General features: G+C 71.6%; 13 protein-coding genes. 5 read left to right on the forward strand and 8 right to left on the reverse strand.

Features of this window, described 5'->3' with window-relative positions; genetic code table 11:
• Positions 1-3: 3 nt before the first annotated feature.
• On the reverse strand, positions 4-525 hold the full coding sequence (locus tag OHA99_RS08295) for a hypothetical protein (RefSeq protein ID WP_405695026.1): 522 nt from the start codon (positions 523-525) through the stop codon (positions 4-6).
• 68 nt (positions 526-593) lie between these two features.
• Positions 594-1,088, reverse strand: a complete 495-nt coding sequence (locus OHA99_RS08300) for a MarR family winged helix-turn-helix transcriptional regulator (protein WP_397637240.1) — start codon at positions 1,086-1,088, stop codon at positions 594-596.
• 188 nt (positions 1,089-1,276) lie between these two features.
• Between OHA99_RS08300 and OHA99_RS08305 the strand changes: the two genes are divergently transcribed.
• The 5 genes from OHA99_RS08305 to OHA99_RS08325 all read left to right on the forward strand — a co-directional run bounded on the left by OHA99_RS08305 (position 1,277) and on the right by OHA99_RS08325 (position 6,293).
• Positions 1,277-2,500 (forward strand): cytochrome P450, encoded by a 1,224-nt coding sequence (locus OHA99_RS08305; RefSeq protein ID WP_405695028.1) that lies wholly within the window; start codon positions 1,277-1,279, stop codon positions 2,498-2,500.
• Positions 2,501-2,511: 11 nt separating this feature from the next.
• Positions 2,512-2,709, forward strand: coding sequence for a ferredoxin (locus OHA99_RS08310; RefSeq protein ID WP_405695030.1), 198 nt, complete (start codon positions 2,512-2,514; stop codon positions 2,707-2,709).
• Positions 2,706-3,923 (forward strand): NAD(P)/FAD-dependent oxidoreductase, encoded by a 1,218-nt coding sequence (locus OHA99_RS08315; RefSeq protein ID WP_405695032.1) that lies wholly within the window; start codon positions 2,706-2,708, stop codon positions 3,921-3,923. The genes OHA99_RS08310 and OHA99_RS08315 overlap by 4 nt, the downstream gene beginning before the upstream one ends.
• Positions 3,924-4,061: 138 nt before the next feature.
• Positions 4,062-5,453 carry an MFS transporter gene (locus OHA99_RS08320; protein WP_405698922.1) on the forward strand — a complete coding sequence of 464 codons (1,392 nt, stop codon included), beginning with the start codon at positions 4,062-4,064 and terminating at the stop codon, positions 5,451-5,453.
• Positions 5,454-5,495: 42 nt separating this feature from the next.
• Positions 5,496-6,293 carry an SDR family NAD(P)-dependent oxidoreductase gene (locus OHA99_RS08325; RefSeq protein WP_405695034.1) on the forward strand — a complete coding sequence of 266 codons (798 nt, stop codon included), beginning with the start codon at positions 5,496-5,498 and terminating at the stop codon, positions 6,291-6,293.
• Positions 6,294-6,404: 111 nt separating this feature from the next.
• On the opposite strand, the gene OHA99_RS08330 is transcribed toward OHA99_RS08325, so the two are convergent.
• The 6 genes from OHA99_RS08330 to OHA99_RS08355 form a co-directional block, all read right to left on the reverse strand.
• Positions 6,405-7,775, reverse strand: a complete 1,371-nt coding sequence (locus tag OHA99_RS08330; protein ID WP_405695036.1) for a multiprotein-bridging factor 1 family protein — start codon at positions 7,773-7,775, stop codon at positions 6,405-6,407.
• Between the two features lie 157 nt (positions 7,776-7,932).
• Positions 7,933-9,870, reverse strand: a complete 1,938-nt coding sequence (locus OHA99_RS08335; RefSeq protein WP_405695038.1) for a M14 family zinc carboxypeptidase — start codon at positions 9,868-9,870, stop codon at positions 7,933-7,935.
• 228 nt (positions 9,871-10,098) lie between these two features.
• Positions 10,099-11,961 (reverse strand): S8 family serine peptidase, encoded by a 1,863-nt coding sequence (locus OHA99_RS08340; RefSeq protein ID WP_405695040.1) that lies wholly within the window; start codon positions 11,959-11,961, stop codon positions 10,099-10,101.
• A 99-nt stretch (positions 11,962-12,060) separates the two neighbouring features.
• A complete protein-coding gene (locus OHA99_RS08345) occupies positions 12,061-13,635 on the reverse strand; it encodes a M20/M25/M40 family metallo-hydrolase (RefSeq protein ID WP_405695042.1) in 1,575 nt (524 codons plus the stop codon).
• Between the two features lie 49 nt (positions 13,636-13,684).
• Positions 13,685-15,841, reverse strand: coding sequence for a M4 family metallopeptidase (locus OHA99_RS08350; protein ID WP_405695044.1), 2,157 nt, complete (start codon positions 15,839-15,841; stop codon positions 13,685-13,687).
• A 322-nt stretch (positions 15,842-16,163) separates the two neighbouring features.
• A complete protein-coding gene (locus OHA99_RS08355) occupies positions 16,164-19,658 on the reverse strand; it encodes a M28 family peptidase (protein WP_405698924.1) in 3,495 nt (1,164 codons plus the stop codon).
• Positions 19,659-19,678 lie beyond the last annotated feature (20 nt).

The following is a 19,678-nucleotide window of genomic DNA, read 5'->3' on the forward strand; positions in this document are numbered from 1 at the left end:
CTCTCAGTGGCCAGCGACGAGTTTGACGGCGACCACGCCGACACCGATCACGGCGTTGAGTACACCGGTGATCAGGGACCCCAGACGCCCGGCGCCGACACGCAGCCCGCCCACGAAGCCCCACAGGGCCAGCGCCGCCACCTCACTGGCCACCGAGACCCACAACGCCGTGTCCAGGGCGAGAACCCCCAGGGCGGACAGGGCGATCAGCAGCGCCGGCCCCAGTGCGCTGCTGAGGAGGGGGCTGCTGGTGAGCAGCGCGTGGCGGACCTCGGGTCCGGTGGGCCGACGCCCGTGCGCGACGGGACGGGCCTGGAGGTCGGCCACCAGTGTGGCCAGCCACAGTCCCAGCGCGGTGGCGGTGACCGAGGTGGCCGCGCCGACGTGCGTCGGGTGTCCGCTCTGCGCCAGGCCGACGAGGACCGCCAGCAGGGTCAGCGAGGCGTAGAGGCGTTCCTTCAGCCGCTCCCTGCGGACCTCGGCGTGCGCCTCGTCCGGCTGCCCGTCGGTGACATGTCCGGCCACGCTTCTCCCTCCGGCCCTGTGGAACGACGTCGCGGACACGGTGCCACACGCCGGGTGCGGCACGCCGGTCAAGAGGTGCCGGACACGTCTCCGGCACGGCGGGCGTCGGGCCAGGACAGCCCTTCGAGCTGCGCGATGCCGCCGTTGAGCTGGACGAGCAGCGTCAGGAACGTCTGCGTCGTCTCCGGCGTCCAGCCGGTCGCGTCGATGAGCCGCCCGGTTCCCTCGATGCCGACGGCGCGGTCGGCGTGCAGGCGTTCCAGACCCAGCTCGGTGGGCCGGAACTTGCGGGCGATGCCCCCGTCGGGGTCGGGGATGCGTTCGACCAGGCCGTGCTTCAGCATCGCGCTGACCTGGCGGTTGATGGTGGAAACGTCGACCTGGAAGGTGTGGGCGAGTTCCTTGAGGCTGAGCGGATCGCCGGACTCCAACCGGGTGAGCAGCACGTACGCCGAGCGCTCCAGAGTCTGTCCGATGCGCGGTCCGCGAGACGTGAAGAAGTGACGAGACAACAGGGTCAGCTCCTTCTCCAGCTCACCCAGCCGGCGCTCCCGCTCGCTCATGCCCTGCCCCTTCCCTCCCCGTACCGACACGTGCCCCCATCATCGCCCACTCCCTTCCGCGTGACGGCTCCACCCACTCAGGTTGTGCATCATGCACATTATATGTACTCTGCACATTAAGTGCATGATGCACATCAGCGTAGGCCGAGCCCTGCGCTCCCCCCCCCACCCGAGGAATGGACTACCGCGTGAGCGCACACCCGTCCGAGGAAGAACCCGCGATCGCCTACCCCACGGCGCGCTCGTGCCCCTTCAGCCCACCCGCCGAGTTCGGCCGGCTTCGTGCCGTGCCCGAGCTGCCGCGGGTCCGGGCACTGGAAGGAGCCCGGCCACGGCTGGTCACCCGTTACGACGACGCCAAGAGCCTCCTGTCGAGCCCGGCGCTTTCCGCCCGGTTCGACAGTCCGGGGTTCCCGCTGTTCAGCCCCAGCGACGTCCAGCAGCGCGACGACAAGGTCGAGAGCCTCATCCGCACCGACGACCCCGACCACCTCACCCAGCGCCGCCGGCTCACCCGGCACTTCACGGTCAAGCGCGTGAACGCGCTGCGCGAGGACATCCAGCGGACGGTCGACGAGGCCGTCGACGACCTGCTCGGCGCGGGCTCGCCCGCCGACCTGGTCGAGCTGGTGGCCCGTCCGGTCCCCTCCCGCGTCATCTGCTTGCTGCTGGGCGTGCCCTACACCGACCACGCCTTCTTCCAGGGCGCCGCCGCGCGTGCCCTGGCCGGTGACACCGACCCGGACGCGGTGCGGGTGGCGCTGGACGAGCTGGCCGAGTACCTGGACTCCCTCGTGGCGGAGAAGACGCGCCGCGGGGACGGGGAGGACGTGCTGTCCCAGCTGGCCCGTGATCTGGTGGTGCCGGGCACCATCGGTCACGCGGAGCTGGTCACCATCGCGATGACCCTGCTGGTCGCGGGTTTCGAGACCACCGGCAACATGATCGGCCTGGGCACCGCCCTGTTCCTGCGCCATCCGGAGCAGCGCGCACTGTTCCTGGCCGCCGACGAGACGGCTCAGGCGGAGGCGGTCGAGGAGGTGCTGCGGTACCTGTCCGTGGCCCAGCACCCGCGACAGTTCGCGGTGCGCGAGGAAACGACGGTCGGCGGCTGCACCCTCCGGCCCGGCGACGGCGTGCTGATCTCCCTGCCCTCCGCGAACCGGGACGCCGCGGCCTTCGAGAATCCGGACGTCTTCGACGTGCGGCGTTCCGCCCGAGGGCATCTCGCCTTCAGCCACGGCACACACCAGTGCCTCGGCCAGGCACTCGCCCGCCTGGAACTGCTGCTGACCTTCCGCACCCTGTTCACCCGGGTGCCGACGCTACGGGCGGCCGACGAACCCGGCCCCTACGACGTCAAGCGGCACAGCCGCGTCCACGGACTCAACTCGTTCACCGTCGCCTGGTAGGAGCGCCCACCATGAAGATCACCATTGACGAAGGCAAGTGCGTCGGAGCCGGGCAGTGCGTCCTGGTCGCGCCGAACGTCTTCGACCAGCGCGACGAGGACGGCGTCGCCGTCCTGCTCTCCGACTGGACCCCGGAGTTCGAGCACGGGCGCGTCCGGGAGGCCGCCCGGGTCTGCCCCGCCGCGGCGATCGTGACGGACGGCCGGTGAGCCGGCACATCGTCGTCGTCGGCGCAGGGGCCGCCGGCCTGACCGTGGCGCAGGAACTGCGGCACCTCGGCTACGGGGACGCACTGACCCTCGTGGGCGGCGAGGACCACCCGCCCTACGACCGCCCGCCGCTGTCCAAGCGGTTCCTGGCGGGCGAGGCGACGGCCGAACACCTCCACCTCGCCGGCCCGGACGAGCTGGAACGCCTGGACGCCACCGTGCACCGGGGCCGCCGGGCCGTAGCGGCGGACCTCGCGGCACGCACCGTCACCCTGGAGGGCGGTACCGTACTGCCGTACTCCGACCTGGTCGTGGCCACCGGCGTGACACCCCGCACCCTGCCCGGCACGGCGGGTCTGCCCGGCGCGCTGACCCTCAAGACGTTCGACGACGCGCGGGCCCTGAACGCACGGCTGCGTCCCGGGCAGCGGCTGGTCGTGGTCGGCGGCGGGTTCCTCGGTACCGAGACGGCCTGGACCGCGCTGGCACTGGGGTGCCGGGTCACCCTGGTGACGCCGACGCCTGCCGTGCTGCCGGGACTCGGCCGCCGTGTCGGCTCGCTCGCCGGGGAGCGGCTGGCCGCGGCGGGTGCCACCGTGCTCACCCACACGGCCGTGGCCACCGTACGCAAGGGCGACGGGCTGCCCCGGGGCGGCGAGATCGACGTGCTGCTGGACGACGGGACCCGGCTGCCGGCCGAGACCGTCCTGGTCGCGATCGGTTCGCGGCCGGACACGGAGTGGCTCTTGGGCACGGGCCTGGACCTGACCGACGGCGTCCGCTGCGACGCCACCGGGCGGGCCGCACCCGGCGTCCACGCGTGCGGTGACGCCGCCGCCTGGTACCGGCCCACGACCGGCCTGCACCTGCGCCTGGAGCACCGCATGCACGCGGGCGACCAGGCCCGTGCCGTCGCCGCCGACCTGATGGGCGGGCACCGGGAACTCGACCAGGTGCCGTTCTTCTGGACGGACCAGGGACCGAACAAGATCGTCGTACACGGGCTCGTCACGCCCGATGCGGAGTTCGAGACGCATGAGACCGACACGGAGCACGACCGCTTCACCGGGATCTACCGCGTGGACGGGCGCGTGCGCGCCGTCCTCGGCTGGAACGACCCGCGCGGAGCCATGCGCCTGCGCCGGGAGCTGCTCACCGACCCGACGGCCCCGGCTCCCGGCGGCGTTCGACAGGTGGCCGCGGCCTCCGGCTGACGGCGGCCCACGACCCCCCACCCCCGCACACCGCGGAACCCCTCAAGGAGTACCCTCTTGCCATCCACCGCCATCCGCACCCGGGGGCCGGGCGCGATCACCGCCGTGATCGCCCTGAGCGGCATCGTCGTGTCGCTCATGCAGACGCTCGTCGTGCCGATCATCCCCCAGCTGCCGGACCTGCTGAACGCCTCCGCCTCCGACGCCTCCTGGGTGATCACGGCCACGCTCCTCGCCGCGGCCGTGGTCACCCCCATCGCCGGACGCCTCGGGGACATGTTCGGCAAGCGCCGCGTGCTGATCGTGTCGCTGCTCCTGCTCGTCGGGGGCTCCGTCGTCTGCGCCGTCTCCGACAGCCTGGTCCCGGTGATCGTCGGCCGGGCCCTGCAAGGGCTGGCCACCGGTGTCATACCCGTCGGCATCAGCGTCCTGCGCGACGAACTGCCCGCCGCCAAGGTCGGCGGGGCCGTGTCGCTGGTCAGCGCCACCCTCGGGGTCGGCGGCGCGATCGGCCTGCCGGTGTCGGCCGCCATCGTCCAGAACGCGAACTGGCACGTGCTGTTCTGGCTCGCGGCCGCCCTCGGCGCCGTCTGCGTGCTGCTGGTGACCCTGCTGCTGTCCGAGTCGCCCAACCTCTCCCCCGGCCGGTTCGACGCGCCGGGCGCGGCCGGGCTGGCCGGCGGGCTCGTGCTCCTGCTGCTGCCCGTCACGAAGGGCGGCGACTGGGGCTGGACGAGCGGGACGACCCTGGGTCTGTTCGCGGCCGGCGTCGTGGTCCTCGCGCTGTGGGGCTGGTACGAGACCCGCGTGTCCGAGCCGCTGGTCGACCTCCGGGTCACCGTGCGCCGCCCGGTGCTCTTCACCAACCTGGCGTCCATCATGGTCGGCTTCGCCATGTACGCCATGTCGCTGACGCTCCCCCAGCTCCTGCAGTCTCCGACGGCGACCGGCTACGGCCTGGGGCAGTCCGTCCTCGCCGCGGGCCTCGCGCTCGCTCCGGGCGGCCTGGTCATGATGGCCCTCTCCCCCGTGTCCGCCCGCGTCTCCGCCCGGTACGGCCCCCGTACCTCGCTGCTCGCGGGCGTCGCGGTCATCGGCGTCGGCTACGGGGCGGGGATGCTGCTGATGTCCCAGGTCTGGCAGATCGTCGTCACCTCGATGATCATCAGCGCCGGAGTCGGCATCGCCTACGCCGCCATGCCCGCCCTGATCATGGACTCCGTACCGGTCACCGAGACCGCGTCCGCCAACGGGGTCAACGCGCTCATGCGCTCCATCGGCACCTCCACCGCCAGCGCGGTCATGGCGGCCATCCTGGCCAACATGACCATGAAGCTGGGACCGGCTCAGATCCCCACCGAGAGCGGGTTCCGCATGACCTACCTGGTCGCCATCGGCGCCACGGTGGCCGGCCTCCTGCTCACCCTGGCCATCCCCCGAGCCCGCGCGACGGCACGGCACGCCGCCCACACCTCCGGCAGCGAGCAGTCGCTGCCGGCCGACGTCCCGGCCACCGCCGGGAAGCACTGAACACCCCCCACGGGCAACCGCCCACCAGCAAGGAGCACCACCATGAACCGACTGCAGGACAAGGTCGCCGTCATCACCGGAGCCGGAAGCGGCATCGGCCGCGCCGCCGCGGAGCTGATGAGCAGGCAGGGCGCCCGCGTCGTCGTCGCCGACTACGACACCGGGGCGGCCCGGGAGACCGCGGACTTGGTCACCGCGGCCGGCGGCACCGCCTTGCCGCTGACGGTGAACGTCCTCGAGGAGGACTCCATCGCCGCCATGATCAACAGCACCGTCGAGGAGTACGGGGCCCTGCACGTCCTGTGCAACCACGTCGGCGGCACGAACCCCCGCACCGACCTGGACCTGCTCCGCATGGACATGGCCGAGTTCGACCGCGCCGTCGGCCTCAACATGCGCAGCACGCTCGTGGGCTCCCGGCTCGCCATTCCGCACATGATCGAGTCCGGCGGCGGCTCGATCATTAACACGGCCTCCGTCGCCGCGCTCGTCGGAGACGTCCTCCAGACCTCCTACGGCGCTGTCAAGGCTGCCGTCGTCAACATCACCAAGTCGGTGGCCACCCAGTACGGGCCGAAGAACATCCGCTGCAACGCGATCGCCCCCGGCGCCGTGATGACCCCGTCCCTGGAGAACAACCTCCCCCAGGAGGTCGTCGACAGCCTTAAGGCGGGCAACGCCCTCCCCTACCTCGGATCCCCCGAGGACATCGCCCACACCATGGTCTTCCTCGCCTCGGACGAGTCCCGCTACCTCACCGGCCAGCTCCTGGTCGTGGACGGCGGCATGACCATGCAGTCCTCGGCCGCACCGGGACGCCGGGCCATGCTTCCGGCGTAGCGCTCGTCCCTCCCCCCCCTGGTTCCCGAGTCGGCACTCGGTACCAGGGGCGTCCCGTGTCGGGGCCGCCACCGGGAGCGCCGGGCACGCGGGAGTGAGACGGTGCGGTCGTCACCGGACCGCCGCTGTCATCGGGAGAGCCGGCCCCAGGTGGGGCCAGCGCGGGGCGAGCCTGCCGAGCAGTCCGCGCAGCTCGTGCCCCACGGTCACCCTCGTGGCCGCCAGGGCCTCGGCCAGCAGCGGGGAGGCGACGGACGCCGCGGTCTCCGGCCGGCCGGCGCAGGCGTGGCAGTCGGCCAGCCGCAGCCCGAGGAGCACCGCCGCCGGCCTGGGCGGTTCGGGCACGCGCGTCATCGCTCGCTGCGTGACGTCGAGGGCGTCCCGGGCCAGTCCCCGGTCGCCCGTGGCCACGGCGGCGTCCCGCAGCGCGCCGCCGATGCCCGCCTCGACGAGCACGGCACCCTGGGCGCCCTTGATCCAGTCCGGTCCGTCCGAGGCGTCCCGGGCCGCCTCCGCGAGCGCGGTGCGGCACCTGGTGACGCTGGCGAGGGTCTCCCCGGTCTCGCCGAGCAGGGCGAACCCGCGGGCCAGGTGGAGGTGGGCGAGGGACACGGCCCAGCTCCGTCCGCGGGCGGCCGACAGCATCGCCCGGGCGTGGCCGACCGCCCCCGCTCCGTCGTTCTCCAGTCTGGCCAGTGCGTTCATGTCGCACAGCACGGTGAGCGTGAGCGCGGTGTCGGCGCAGAGCGCGGCCCACCGCAGTCCCCTGTCGTAGAAGGACATCGCGGCACCGAGCTGACCACGCAGCATCCTCAACTGGCCCGCCAGAGAGGCGTATCCCGCGGCGAGCCGGGTCAGGGCCGGACCGAAGGGACAGTCCGGCTCCCGCCGCAGGCGGACGATCAGGCCGAGGGCCGCCTCCACCGCCTCGCCCTCGGAGGAGGAGTCCGTCGCCTCGGTGCCGCGCACGCCCACGGAGAGGTGCGCGGCCAGCACGTGGACGACGTCCTCGCCGACGGTCCGCAACGGGTCGGCCGTGAAGGTGTGCCAGATGTCGTTCGCCGTCCCGGGCGGAGGTAAGGAACAACCCGCGGCTGCGTGGAGGGGGCACGGCACACCGTGATGGGGCAGGCGGGAGGGCCAGGTCGTGACGTCCCGCACGGTCAGGTCCGCGTGGCCCTGAGCGGGGTGGGCGCGAGTGGCCAGGTCGTGCGGCCACGGGTCGAAGTCACGGTCCGCCTCGGTTTCCGCGCACAGACGGGTGAGGCGGCCCCCGGTGCGCAGGAGGTCGTCGAGCCGACTCAGCTGATCTTGCGGCGGGTTGCGGTCGCCGGTCTCCCAGCGGCTGATCACGCTGTGGTGGTAACCCAGTTCGGCGGCGAGTCTGACCTGGGAGTAGCCCGCCAAGAGGCGCAGCCGCCGCAGTGTGGATCCCAGCTCGGGGTGCGTCGGACGGTCCGGCGGTGCGGCCGTGTCGTTCACCGTTCACTCCTGCCGTGAGGCGGGTGGGGACGGACGCGAGTGTGCCGCACGATCGTCGGCCGCACAACGAGCGCATGTGAGGCGCCCGGACGGCGCGATTGAGCCGTCCGGGCGCCTCGGGGCGCTGACTTGACCGCCGGTCGGTTGGCTGTGTGAATCAGGGGGTGTCGTAGCCGAGGGTGTAGGCGCCGTTGCCGCTGTAGGCGTGGACCCGGTAGCGGTAGTAGCCCGCACCGCCCGTGTACGTCAGCTTCTCGTCGGCCGCCGGAGTCGTCCCCCGCGCCACCGTCGTCCAGCCCGCCCCGCTCCACTTCTGCAGATACAGGTCGTAGTCCGCGTTGTCCGGACCGTCCAGACACGCCTCGAACCGACCCGTCACCGTCGTACGGAAGTAACCCCCGTCCGGCTGGTACGCACTCGAACCCGACGTCAGCGAACCCGACTTCACCGTCTCCGCATCCTCACAACCCTTCGGAGCCGACCCCCGCACCGTGAGCGTGTACGTCGTCGAACGCGTCACGTGCTCACCGGTGGCCGTCACCGTCACCGGATACGTACCCGGCGGCGTACCGGCCGTCGTCGCGACCGTCAGCACGCTGCTCTCCCCCGAGGTCAACGACTCCGGCTCGAACGAGGCCGTGGCACCCTCCGGCAGCCCGCCCGCGGTCAGAGTCACCCGCTGCGCGTCACCCGCCGTCGTCGCCGTCCCGACCGTCGCCGTCGTACTCCCACCCGGATCCGTCGAACCCGCCGACGGATCCACCGACACCGAGAAGTCCTGAGCAGGGGCGTCGGCACAGTACTGCTCCTGCTTGCCGATGGCCCGGTAGGGGCAGTCGGCGTATTCGGCGAGGGTGAGGACCGACTCCTTGTTGCGTGCGGTCTGTTCGGGGATGACCTCGTCCGGGGGGTAGAAGCCGGGGTAGGCGGAGGCGGGGTACATCTCGAAGACGTAGGACCAGATGCCCTGGTCGCCCCACATCCAGTCGATGGAGTCGCCGTCGGTGATGTACAGGTCGCTGCTCTGCTGCGGCGTGTACCCGTTGGTGGCGGCCATCTGCTGCCCGATGGTGCGGAAGGTCGCCTCCTGGTCGGCCGTCATCCCTTGGTCGGTGTCGGAGTAGGTGTAGCCGAACGGCCAGAGGATGAGCTCGGAGTAGGTGTGGAGGTCGATGTGCGTCTTGATCTGCTGTTCGCCGCCGATCCGCCGGGACAGGACGAAGTCGCGCAGCACCCGGGTCTCGGTGGCCGAGAAGGGGTCGGAGCCCCGGTAGGTGTCGCTGGAGGGGGAACCGCTGGAGCCGTTGCAGCAGCCCCACTTGTAGCCGAAGTTGCGGTTCAGGTCTGTGCCCATGCTTGACGTGCCTGTGTTGGGCTGGCGGTTCTTGCGCCACGATCGGTAGGAGCCGTTGGCGTGGTCGTACTCGCTGCCGTCCGGGTTGAGCATCGGGATGATCCAGATCTCCCGGGAGTCGACCACGTTCGTGACGCGCGTGTCGCTGCCGTGCCGCGAGGTGAACAGGTCGGCCAGGTAGAGCGCCTGCTCCGTGGTGAGGTGCTCCCGGGCGTGGATGTTCGCGTTGAAGAGGACCTCGGGTTCGTCCTCGTCGGTGCCGACGTTGTCGGAGATCTTCAGGGCCACGATGTCACGGCCCTCGTGGGACTTGCCGACCACCGACTTCTGTGCGAGGTCCGGATAGGCGTCGGCGATGCGGTCGATTTCGGCCACCGTCTCGGCGTAGTCGTGGTAGCCCGAGTCGGCCGGCGGGAAGCCCGCCGCGCCGCCCGCCCTGTCCGACGGGGCGGGCGGCAGGCGGTCCGCGGTGAATCCGAGCCGGCGGATGCTCCTGACTTCGGCCGTGGTCGCGGTGACGTAGATCGTGCCGTGCTCGACGAGGTCGACGGCCGCGCCGGTGGCGGCGATCCTGGACCGGTCCTCACGGGACTTGGCGCCCGTGACCCGGTACTGGACGGACTGCTCCTGTGCGCTCGCCGCGGGGTCCGGCGAGGGACCGGCCGACGCCGAGCCGACTGGTCCGACGAGGGCGGTCGCCCCCAGGACCAGGGTGGACAGTAGTGCGATGCGCCATCGCATCGGTTCCTCCTGCGAAGTGGGATGGGTGAGGAGGGCGGGCGGGACCGTGGCCCCCACAGAACCGCGACGGTCCCGCCCGCTTCGGGTGAGCGCCCCCGTCAGGGCACACTCACCCGGCCGGCCGGCTCACCTGGGCCGGCCGGCGTACCGGGGGCTGTGCCGTGCCCGGGGAGACACGCATGGCACGTCGGCCCCCGACGGCTCGGGACAGACCTGAGGACGGGGCACTCAGGGGGTGTCGTAGCCGAGGGTGTAGGCGCCGTTGCCGCTGTAGGCGTGGACCCGGTAGCGGTAGTAGCCCGCACCGCCCGTGTACGTCAGCTTCTCGTCGGCCGCCGGCGTGGTCCCCCGCGCCACCGTCGTCCAGCCCGCCCCGCTCCACTTCTGCAGGTACAGGTCGTAGTCCGCGTTGTCCGGACCGTCCAGACACGCCTCGAACCGACCCGTCACCGTCGTACGGAAGTAACCCCCGTCCGGCTGGTACGCACTCGAACCTGAGGTCAGCGAACCCGACTTCACCGTCTCCGCGTCCTCGCAACCCTGCGGAGCCGAACCCTTCACCGTGAGGGTGAAGGCCGCGGTGCGGGTGACGTCGCCGCCCGCGCCGGTGGCGGAGACGGTGACCGGGTAGGTGCCGGGGGCCGTGTCGGCGGTGGTGGCGAGGGTGAGGGTGGAGGACTCACCCGCGGTCACGGTCTCCGGGCTGAACGTCGCGGCGGCTCCGGTGGGCAGGCCGGTCGCCTTGAGGGCGATGCTTCCCGGGTCGCCCTTGACGAGGGACGTCTTCAGCGTGCCCTGCACGGAACCGCCCGGGTCGACGGTTCCGCCCGTCGGCGAGAGTGACACGGAGAAGTCGTCCTGGGCCGGGGCCTCGTTGCCGACGTGCAGCAGCTTGTTCGGCGAGCCGGGGCCGGGGTCGGTGACGACGCCGTTCGTGGCGTCGGCGACCATGGCGTCGCGCACCTGCTGCGGCGTGAGCGAGGGGTTGGCGGCAGTCACCAGTGCCGCCACCCCGGCCGCGTGGGGCGAGGCCATGGACGTGCCGCTGATGGTGTTCGTGGCGTTGTCGTTGGTCCACCAGGCAGAGGTGATTCCGACGCCCGGCGCGAACAGGTCCAGGCACGAACCGTAGTTGGAGAAGGAGGCCCGCTTGTCCGCCTTGTCGGTGGCGCCCACCGTGATCGCCTCGGGGGTACTGGCCGGTGACTTGCGGCAGGCGTCCGTGTCCTCGTTGCCCGCCGCCACCACGAAGGTCACGCCGTCGGCGACCGCCGCAGAGACGGCGTCATTGACCGACTGGATCTTCTCACCGCCGATGCTCATGTTCGCCACGGCCGGCTCGCCCGGATCGTGGTCGGCAGCCACCCAGTCGATGCCCGCGACGACGTCGCTCCACGAACCGGAGCCTCCGCAGCCCAGGATGCGGACCGGCACGACGGTGGCGTTCTTGGCGATGCCGTAGGCCGCTCCCGCGACCGTGCCGGCCACATGGGTGCCGTGGCCGTTGCAGTCGCCGGGCTCGTTGTCGCCGTCGACGATGTCCCGGCCGCCGGCGGCCCTGCCCCCGAAGTCGGTGTGGCTCGCACGGACGCCGGTGTCCAGGATGTAGGCGCGCACCCCGTCACCGGAGTTCGGGTACGTGTACGAGTTGTCGAGCGGGAGAGCGCGCTGGTCGACGCGGTCCAGGCCCCACGACGGCGTCGGCGACTGGGTCCCCGAGATGCTCGCCCTGCGGTCCCGCTCCACGTAGGCGACCGCGGGGTCCGCCGCCAGGCGGCGGGCGTCCGAATCGGACATCCGTACGCTGAAGCCGCGCAGGGCAGTGCGGTAGGTGTGGGTCACCGTGCCGTCGTGCTCGGCGGCCAGGCGCAGCGCCCGGTCACCGGCGGACGCGGCCGACACGGCCCCGTCGCGGAAGACCACGATGTAGGACCCGGATATGGCACCCGATCCGGCCTCGCCGAGGATCCGGCCGGCCGCCTCGGAGGGTGCCGCGGTTCCGGCCACCGCGGCCGGGAGCGGCGCGAGAGCCAGTACCGCGGCGGCGGCGGTGGCGGCGCCGAGCAGGCGTCGTCTGGAGAGCTTGGGCATGGAACGATTCCCTTTCTGAGGGGTGGTGTGCCGCGACGGACCTGCCGTCGGGCCACAGGGCCGTCGCGACGAGGGAGAACAAACAAGGGGGAAGAGGGTTCAGGGGGTGTCGTAGCCGAGGGTGTAGGCGCCGTTGCCGCTGTAGGCGTGGACCCGGTAGCGGTAGTAGCCCGCACCGCCCGTGTACGTCAGCTTCTCGTCGGCCGCCGGCGTGGTCCCCCGCGCCACCGTCGTCCAGCCCGCACCGCTCCACTTCTGCAGATACAGGTCGTAGTCCGCGTTGTCCGGACCGTCCAGACACGCCTCGAACCGACCCGTCACCGTCGTACGGAAGTAACCCCCGTCCGGCTGGTACGCACTCGAACCCGACGTCAGCGAACCCGACTTCACCGTCTCCGCATCCTCACAACCCTTCGGAGCCGACCCCCGCACCGTGAGCGTGTACGTCGTCGAACGCGTCACGTGCTCACCGGTGGCCGTCACCGTCACCGGATACGTACCCGGCGGCGTACCGGCCGTCGTCGCGACCGTCAGCACGCTGCTCTCCCCCGAGGTCAACGACTCCGGCTCGAACGAGGCCGTGGCACCCTCCGGCAGCCCGCCCGCGGTCAGAGTCACCCGCTGCGCGTCACCCGCCGTCGTCGCCGTCCCGACCGACGCCGTCGTACTCCCACCCGGATCCGTCGAACCCGCCGACGGATCCACCGACACCGAGAAGTCCTGAGCAGGGGTACCGCCCTCGCCGGCGAGTTCCCACACCGTGTGGGCGATGGCGTTGGCGGCGATGCCCATGGCCCGCGGGCCGACGTTGTCGATGTCGTCGCAGGCGGAGTGGTAGCAGGGGTCGTCGGCGGAGCCGATACCGCTGACCGGGACTCCGTGGCGGGTGAAGGAGCTGTGGTCGGAGCTGCCGTCCCACTTGATATCGAAGGTGCCGATGTCGCGGGCCGCGAAGTAGTCCTTGAAGACCTTGCCCACGGACGGGGTGTGACTGTACACGCCCCACCTGGTGGTGTCCTTCTGGCCCACCATGTCGAAGTTGAGGTAGACGTCGATCTTGTCGAGCTCAGCCTGGCCCAGTCCGTCGGCGTAGTGCCGGGAGCCGATCAGACCGAGTTCCTCCGCGCCCCACCAGGCGAAGCGCAGCCTCTTCTCGGGCCGCAGGTCGGCCCGGGAGACGGCGAGCGCGGTCTCCAGCACAGCCGCGGATCCCGACCCGTTGTCGTTCATCCCCGGGCCCTCCGGCACCCCGTCCAGGTGGGCGCCGGCGAAGACGACCTCGTCGGGGTTGCCGTGGGGCCATTCGGCGACGACGTTCCAGCCGGTCGCGTTCCGGTAGGTGAAGGGCTGCAGCGTGGTGGTGAAGCCGGCCGCGTCGAGTCGTCCCTTGACGTAGTCGGCGGACGCCTTGAAGCCGGGGCGGCCGTGGGCGCGGTTTCCTCCGTTGGCGTCGGCGATCTCCTGGAACTCGCGCAGGTGGGCCATCAGGTTGTCGGCGGGGATCTCCGGTGCCTGCGCGTCCGTCGCCGCGCCGGGCAGGGCAGACCGGACGGTGGCGCCGGGCGGGGCGGCCTGCCGCGCGTCGGCGCCCGCTACGGCGGAGCCGGAGGAGGCGGTGAGGGCGCCCACGGCCAGCGCCAGGGCGCTCGCCAGGGTCACGAGGCGTTTTCGCATGGAGAGATGAACCTTTCGGTGGGGGGTGGCCGGGGTGCGTTTGAAGGGCTCAGGGTGTGTCGTAGCCGAGGGTGTAGTCGCCGCCGGCCGTGCGGGCCTGGATCCGGTAGCGGTAGTAGCCGGCCGGTCCGGTGTGGGTGAGCGTCGTGCCCGGGCCGGTGGCCTCGGCCACGACCGTCCAGGCCCTGCCGCTCCACTTCAGGAGGGCCAGGCCGAAGTCGGCGCCGTCCGGGGCCCGCAGGCAGGCGCGGTGGGAGCCGGTGACGGAGGTGCGGTAGTAACCGCCGTCCGGCTGGTAGGCCGTGGCGCCCGCCCGAAGGCTGCCCGTGCGGGCCTCCTCGTGTCCGGTGCAGGTGCCGGGGGTCGTCCCTCGCACCGTCAGAGCGAGGGCGGCACTGCGGGTGCCGCCGTCGGTTCCCGTGCCCGTCACGGTGATCCGGTGGGTGCCGGCGGGGGTGTCCCCGGCGGTGGAGACGGTCAGGACGGAGGAGCCGCCCGTCTCGACCGACGGCGGATCGAAGACCGCCGTCGCTCCGTCCGGCAGACCGGAGGCGGTGAGGGTGACGTCCTGCGGGTCGCCCGATGTCGTACGGGTGACGACGGTGCTCGACGCAGTGCCTCCCGGCGTCGTCTCGACGGTCGCGGGCGTCACGTCCAGGGAGAAGGAGGGAGCGGGTTGGCCGCAGTCGGCGGGTCTGCCGGGCTCGGCCGCCTGCGCGGGCACGGACACCGCGTCCCAGGACCCCTTGACGGTGTCGAAGCGCGCGCAGTCACCGGGGTACAGCTGGGTGACGGCGTTCAGGGTCGCCACCCTGGCGTCGGCGTACTCCCAGAAGGACGTCTTCTGCAGCAGCGCCGTCATCCAGATCCGGCCCGCGGTGCGGATGCCGAGGCCGGTCACGCTGTCCGGTCCGCCCTCGCAGACGGGGCTGGACGGCTCGCCGCCTCCCGGGTTCGTTCCCTCGGCCAGCAGGTAGAAGAAGTGGTTGGCGGGTCCCGCGGCGTCGTGCACCTCGGTGTCGGGGATCTTCGTCGACCAGCAGTTCGGCTCGTCCCGCGGCCCCGCCGACGGGTCGTACATGATGCGTTCCGGGCCGCGCCCCAGGGCGTCGGCCTCCTCCGCGTACACGTAGTCCGGCGGGTCGGAGGGGTGGTTGGCGTAGTGCTCGGTGAGAGCGCCGAAGATGTCGCCGGTGGCCTCGTTCAGGGCGTACGTCTCCGTGTAGCCGTCGAAGCCGCCGGGGGTGAACTGGAAGACCGAGTGCCCGAACTCGTGTGCCACGACGTCGAGTTCGGCCAGCTGGCGCTGGTCGTCCTTGGTGCGGCCGATGTTGACCGTGTGGCCGTTCCAGTAGGCGTTCACCGCGTTCAGGCCCACGAACAGGGGGAAGGCGCCACCGGAACCGTCGAAGCCGTCGCGGCCGAGCCAGTCGCGGAGCATGTTCCACTCCTGCTGCGCGGCGTAGTAGGCGTCCGCGCACGCCGTCTCCAGATCGGTGCCGCCGCCGTTGCCGAAGGAGTCGTCGGGCCCCGAGACCGCCCCGTTGCCCTGGATGCCGCAGAACAGGTTGCGGCGACCCGGGTCGGACATCTCGTAACCGGAGCCGGTACGGCGGGTGTCGATCGACGTGTCGTCGTAGTAGTAGCCGTGCCCGGTGCCGTCCAGCACCTCGTCCCAGACCGCCGGCACCGAGCCGTTACGAGCATCCACGATCACGTGGAGCCGGCTCGGCCGGCCCTCGCGCGCTCCGCTGAGGACGACCTCGTAGGCCAGGCGCTCCTCGTCGTCGGGCGCGAACACCACCAGCCGCGGCGCGGTGGCCCCGGTGGCCCCCGGCATCCGGGTCCGGGCGGCGGCCGAGGCCGCGCTGGATGTGACAGTGGGAGTCACCGCCACGTCGATGGGGGGCTTGCCCGCGAGGGGGGCGCCCACGAGGGAGCCGGAGGAGTCGGTGACGGCCACGAAGTCGCCGCCCACCACGGGCAGTCCCCGGTAGGCCCGCTCGTAGGCGTGGTAGGTGAGTCCGCGCGGCCCCTCCGCGGTCCCCACCGGGACGAGCCGCTCATGGTCGCGTCCGGACGCCAGCCGCTCCAGGGTGACGCCGGCTTCACCACCGGGCGCCGCGTGGGAGGGGTGCGGGGCGATCCCGAACATTGATGCCGTGAGCATGACAGCGGCGACGCCCAGAAGTCCGAGTCTTCGCATGAGTCCGTCCTTGTCGGCAGAGGCGGCCGGCCGCGGGACCGGACCGATGAGCGGAACCGTCGCAGGATCCGCAGGGGCACGACAACGGGCTCGGCGACGAGAGGCACACATCGGCAAACACACCCGTCGGCAACCACTCAGGGTGAGAACGTTCCCCCGGCCGCTGCCGCACGGTCACCCGGTGGAACGCACAGGCACATTCAGGCATACGGTCGGCGAGGGCCCCGGTGACAGCCACCCCCGGGTCGGCGTCGGCGCCGGGCCGCACCACGCGAAGGGGCCCGGACCGCCAGCAGGCGGTCCGGGCCCCGACGTCAGGGCGTCAGCTGCCCTGCAGCGTCACGTCGTCGATGACGAAGCTGGTCTGCAGGTAGGCGTCCTCGGTGGCCGTGAAGGTCACCGTGACCTGCTTGCCGGCGTAGGAGCTCAGGTCGAGCGACTGCTCGACGTAGCCCTGCCGCGCGTCGGCGTTGGACTTGGTGCTGATGGTGGTGCCGTCCACCTTGACCCGGAGGAAGTCGTACGGGGTACTGGTGCGTTCCGCCGTGTCGACGTGCAGGAAGTAGCCGAGCGTGACCTTGGCACAGCCCTTCGGGACGGTCACCGTCTGGTTGATGGTCTCGGTGTGGCTGCTCCCGTACCCGGCCAGCCAGGAGAAGCGGGTGCCGGTGTGGGCGGACTGACCGTTGTGGGCGCCGATGGTGCCGGTGTTGCCGGTCCACGGGGAGGTGCCGTTCTCGAAGCCGCCGTTGACGATCTTCTGCCCGGTGTCGCAGTCGCCGCCGTCACCGGTGACGGTCAGGGTGTACGTCGTGGTGTGGGTGGCCGACGTACCGGTGGCCGTGACGGTGAGGGTGTACGTGCCCGGCGCCGTCGAGGCCGCGGTGTCGACCTTCATGGCGGCCTTCTGGCCGGCCTCGACGGACTGCGGGTCGAAGGCGACCGTCACTCCGGCGGGGGCGTTCGGGACCGTCAGACGCACGGTCTGGGCCTCGCCGTTGGTGGTGGCGGTGGTCACCTGCGCGGTGGCCGACTCGCCGGCCTTGACACTGCCCGAGACGGGTGAGACCGCGACGGAGAAGTCGTTCGCCGGGGCCTCTCCGCCGACCGCCTGCTCCCACAGGGTGTAGGCGACGCCGTCGGACCCCCGGTTGAGGCCGGTCACGTTGATGTTGTCGATGGTGTCGCAGGCGGAGTGGTAGCACGGGTCGTACGCCCGGTTCGCCGTGCCGCCCCACTTGGCGGCCTGCGCCGAGGTCTTGCGGGCGCCGGCGCCCATCGCGTAGCCGGAGGTGGCGATGGAGTAGCGCTGGAAGGAGTAGTCGTCGCTGCGGCCGGCTCCCTCGGTGTTCTCCTCGGGTGCCAGGCCCAGGGAGTCCCAGTACTCCTTCATGGGCGCGGCGGCGGCCGAGTTGATGTGGTTGATGAAGTAGCCGCCGTTGGTGGAGGCGACCATGTCGAAGTTGTAGTACGCCTTGATCTTCGCGCGTTCGCCGGACGACAGCGAGCGGACGTAGAAGTCGGAGCCGTTGAGGCCCTGTTCCTCGTCGGTCCACCAGGCGAAGCGCACGCGGTTGAGCATGGTCGGGTTCTGCCGGGCCAGTTCGAGGGCGTTCTCCAGGAGTGCCGCCGATCCGGAGCCGTTGTCGTTCATGCCGGGCCCGGCGGAGACGCCGTCGAGGTGGGCGCCGAACATGTAGACCTTGTCCGCGTCGCCCTTCGGCCACTCCGCGATCAGGTTGGGGCCGGCCCCGCTGGTGCAGCCGGAGGTGCAAGGCTGCTCGGTGACCGTGTAGCCGGCGGCCTGGAGCTTGCCCTTGACGTAGGCGACCGACTCGTCGTAACCCGAGCGGGCCGCGTGGCGGTTGCCGCCATTGCGTCCGGCGATGGCCTGGAACTCGGACAGGTGGGTCCTCACCTTGTCCACGTCGATGTCGGGGGCCTCGCCGCCGGGGTTGCCCCCGCCGCCGATGGTCAGCGTGTACTGCGCGGTGTGGTCCGCCTCGCTGCCGTCGCCCTTGACGGTGAGGGTGTAGGTGCCCTGGGCCGCGGAGTCCGCGACGGTCACCTTCATGGTCGCGCTGTCACCCGCCGTGACCGACGACGGGTCGAAGGAGACCGACACCCCGGCCGGCGCCCCGCTCGCCGTCAGCGCGACGGTCTGGGAGCTGCCGCCGGTGACGGCGGTGGAGACGGTCGAGGTGACCGACTGGCCCGGCTCCACGCTGCCCGCTGACGGGGTGAGCGCCATGGAGAAGTCGGAGGCCGGGGTGACGGTGCACGTCGGGTCCGCGGACTGGGCGGGAATGCTGATCGCATCCCAGGCCGCCTTCGTCCTGTTGAAGAGGGTGCAGGTGGGGTCGAGGTTCTTGGCGGCGGTGAGCGTCGCGGTGCGGTAGCGCTTGTGCGTCATCCTGCTGGTCTTGAGCAGCATGCCGCCGTAGAAGATCTTGCCCGCGTTCTGGATGCCGACCCCGGTGAGGGTGGTGTTGTTGCAGGTCGGGCTGTTCGGTTTGCCGTCGCCGGGGTTGGTGCCCTCGGCGAGCAGGTAGAACCAGTGGTTGAGCGGGCCGGCGGCCGCGTGCACCTCCATGTTGGGGATCGAGGAGGAGTAGCAGTTGGGATCCCGCAGCTTGGACGGGTCGTACATGTAGCGGATCGGTCCGCTGCCGGTCAGGTTGATCGTCTCGCCGACCTCGTAGTCGCCCGGGGTGTCGTACGGCTCGGGCTGGTTGGCGTACGCCTCGGTCAGGGCGCCGAAGATGTCGCCGGTGGCCTCGCCGAGGCCGTTCTCGTTGTTCGCCCCGCCCGGGGTGAACTGGTCGATGCCGTGCCCGTACTCGTGGGCGACGACGTCCATCGAGCCGATCCACTCGTTCGCACGGTTGTGGCCGATGGAGACGCTGGAGCCGTTCCAGTAGGCGTTGACGTCGTTGAGGCCGACCCTGGTGGGCCAGCTGCCGCCGTTGCCGTTGTGGCCGTCGCGGCCCAGCCAGGCGGAGAGCATGCCCCATTGCTTCTGGGCGGCGTACATTACGTCGACGCAGCCGGTCTCCCTGCTGCTCGCGTCGCCGTTGCCCCAGTCGTCGTCCGGACCGGTGAACACGCCACCGCCGCTGTAGTTGGCGCAGCTCAGTCCGGGACGCGTCGGGTCGCTCAGCCGGTACTGGCCACCGGACTGGCTGGTGTCTATGGAGAGCGGGTTCGGGCCGTTCCACTCGCTGTGGCCGCTGCCCGCGCGTACGTCGTCGTAGCTGTCGACGACCTTTCCGCTGCGGGCGTCGACAAAGACGTGCAGGCGGCTGGGGCGCTCGTCCTTCGTGGTGCCCGTGACGACGGTCTCCCAGGCGAGCCGCGCGGTGTCGCCCTGGATCTTCACCACCAGCCGCTGGGACTCGGTCTTGTCGGCCTCCTTCAGCTTCGCGCGGCTGGTGCGTGCCGCCGAGGCTGCCTTGACCCTGGCCTCGGTGCCGACGGATATCCGGACGTCGCTCGCGGCGCGCACGGCCCGGACGTCGCCCTCGCCGTCGGCCAGGACCACGGCGTCGCCGCCGACCACGGGCAGACCGCGGTAGGTCCGCTCGTACGCCACGGAGTAGAGCCCCTTGAGCCAGGGCGTGACCATGCGCCGGTCGTAGCGCTCTTCCGGCCCCTTGGCGAGCGCGTCGAAGCCGCTCGCGGTGACCTTGTCGGCGGCGGCGACGGCCCGGTCCACGGGTTTCGGTTCGGCGGCGGCTTCGGCGCGGACGGAGTCGGTCGGTGCGGCGCGGGCGGCGGACACGGCGGGAAGTGCCACCGTGCCGATGGTTACGACCATGGACAGGCCGGCCGTGGCGA

This window comes from Streptomyces coelicoflavus, assembly GCF_045041415.1.
GTDB lineage: Bacteria > Actinomycetota > Actinomycetes > Streptomycetales > Streptomycetaceae > Streptomyces > Streptomyces coelicoflavus.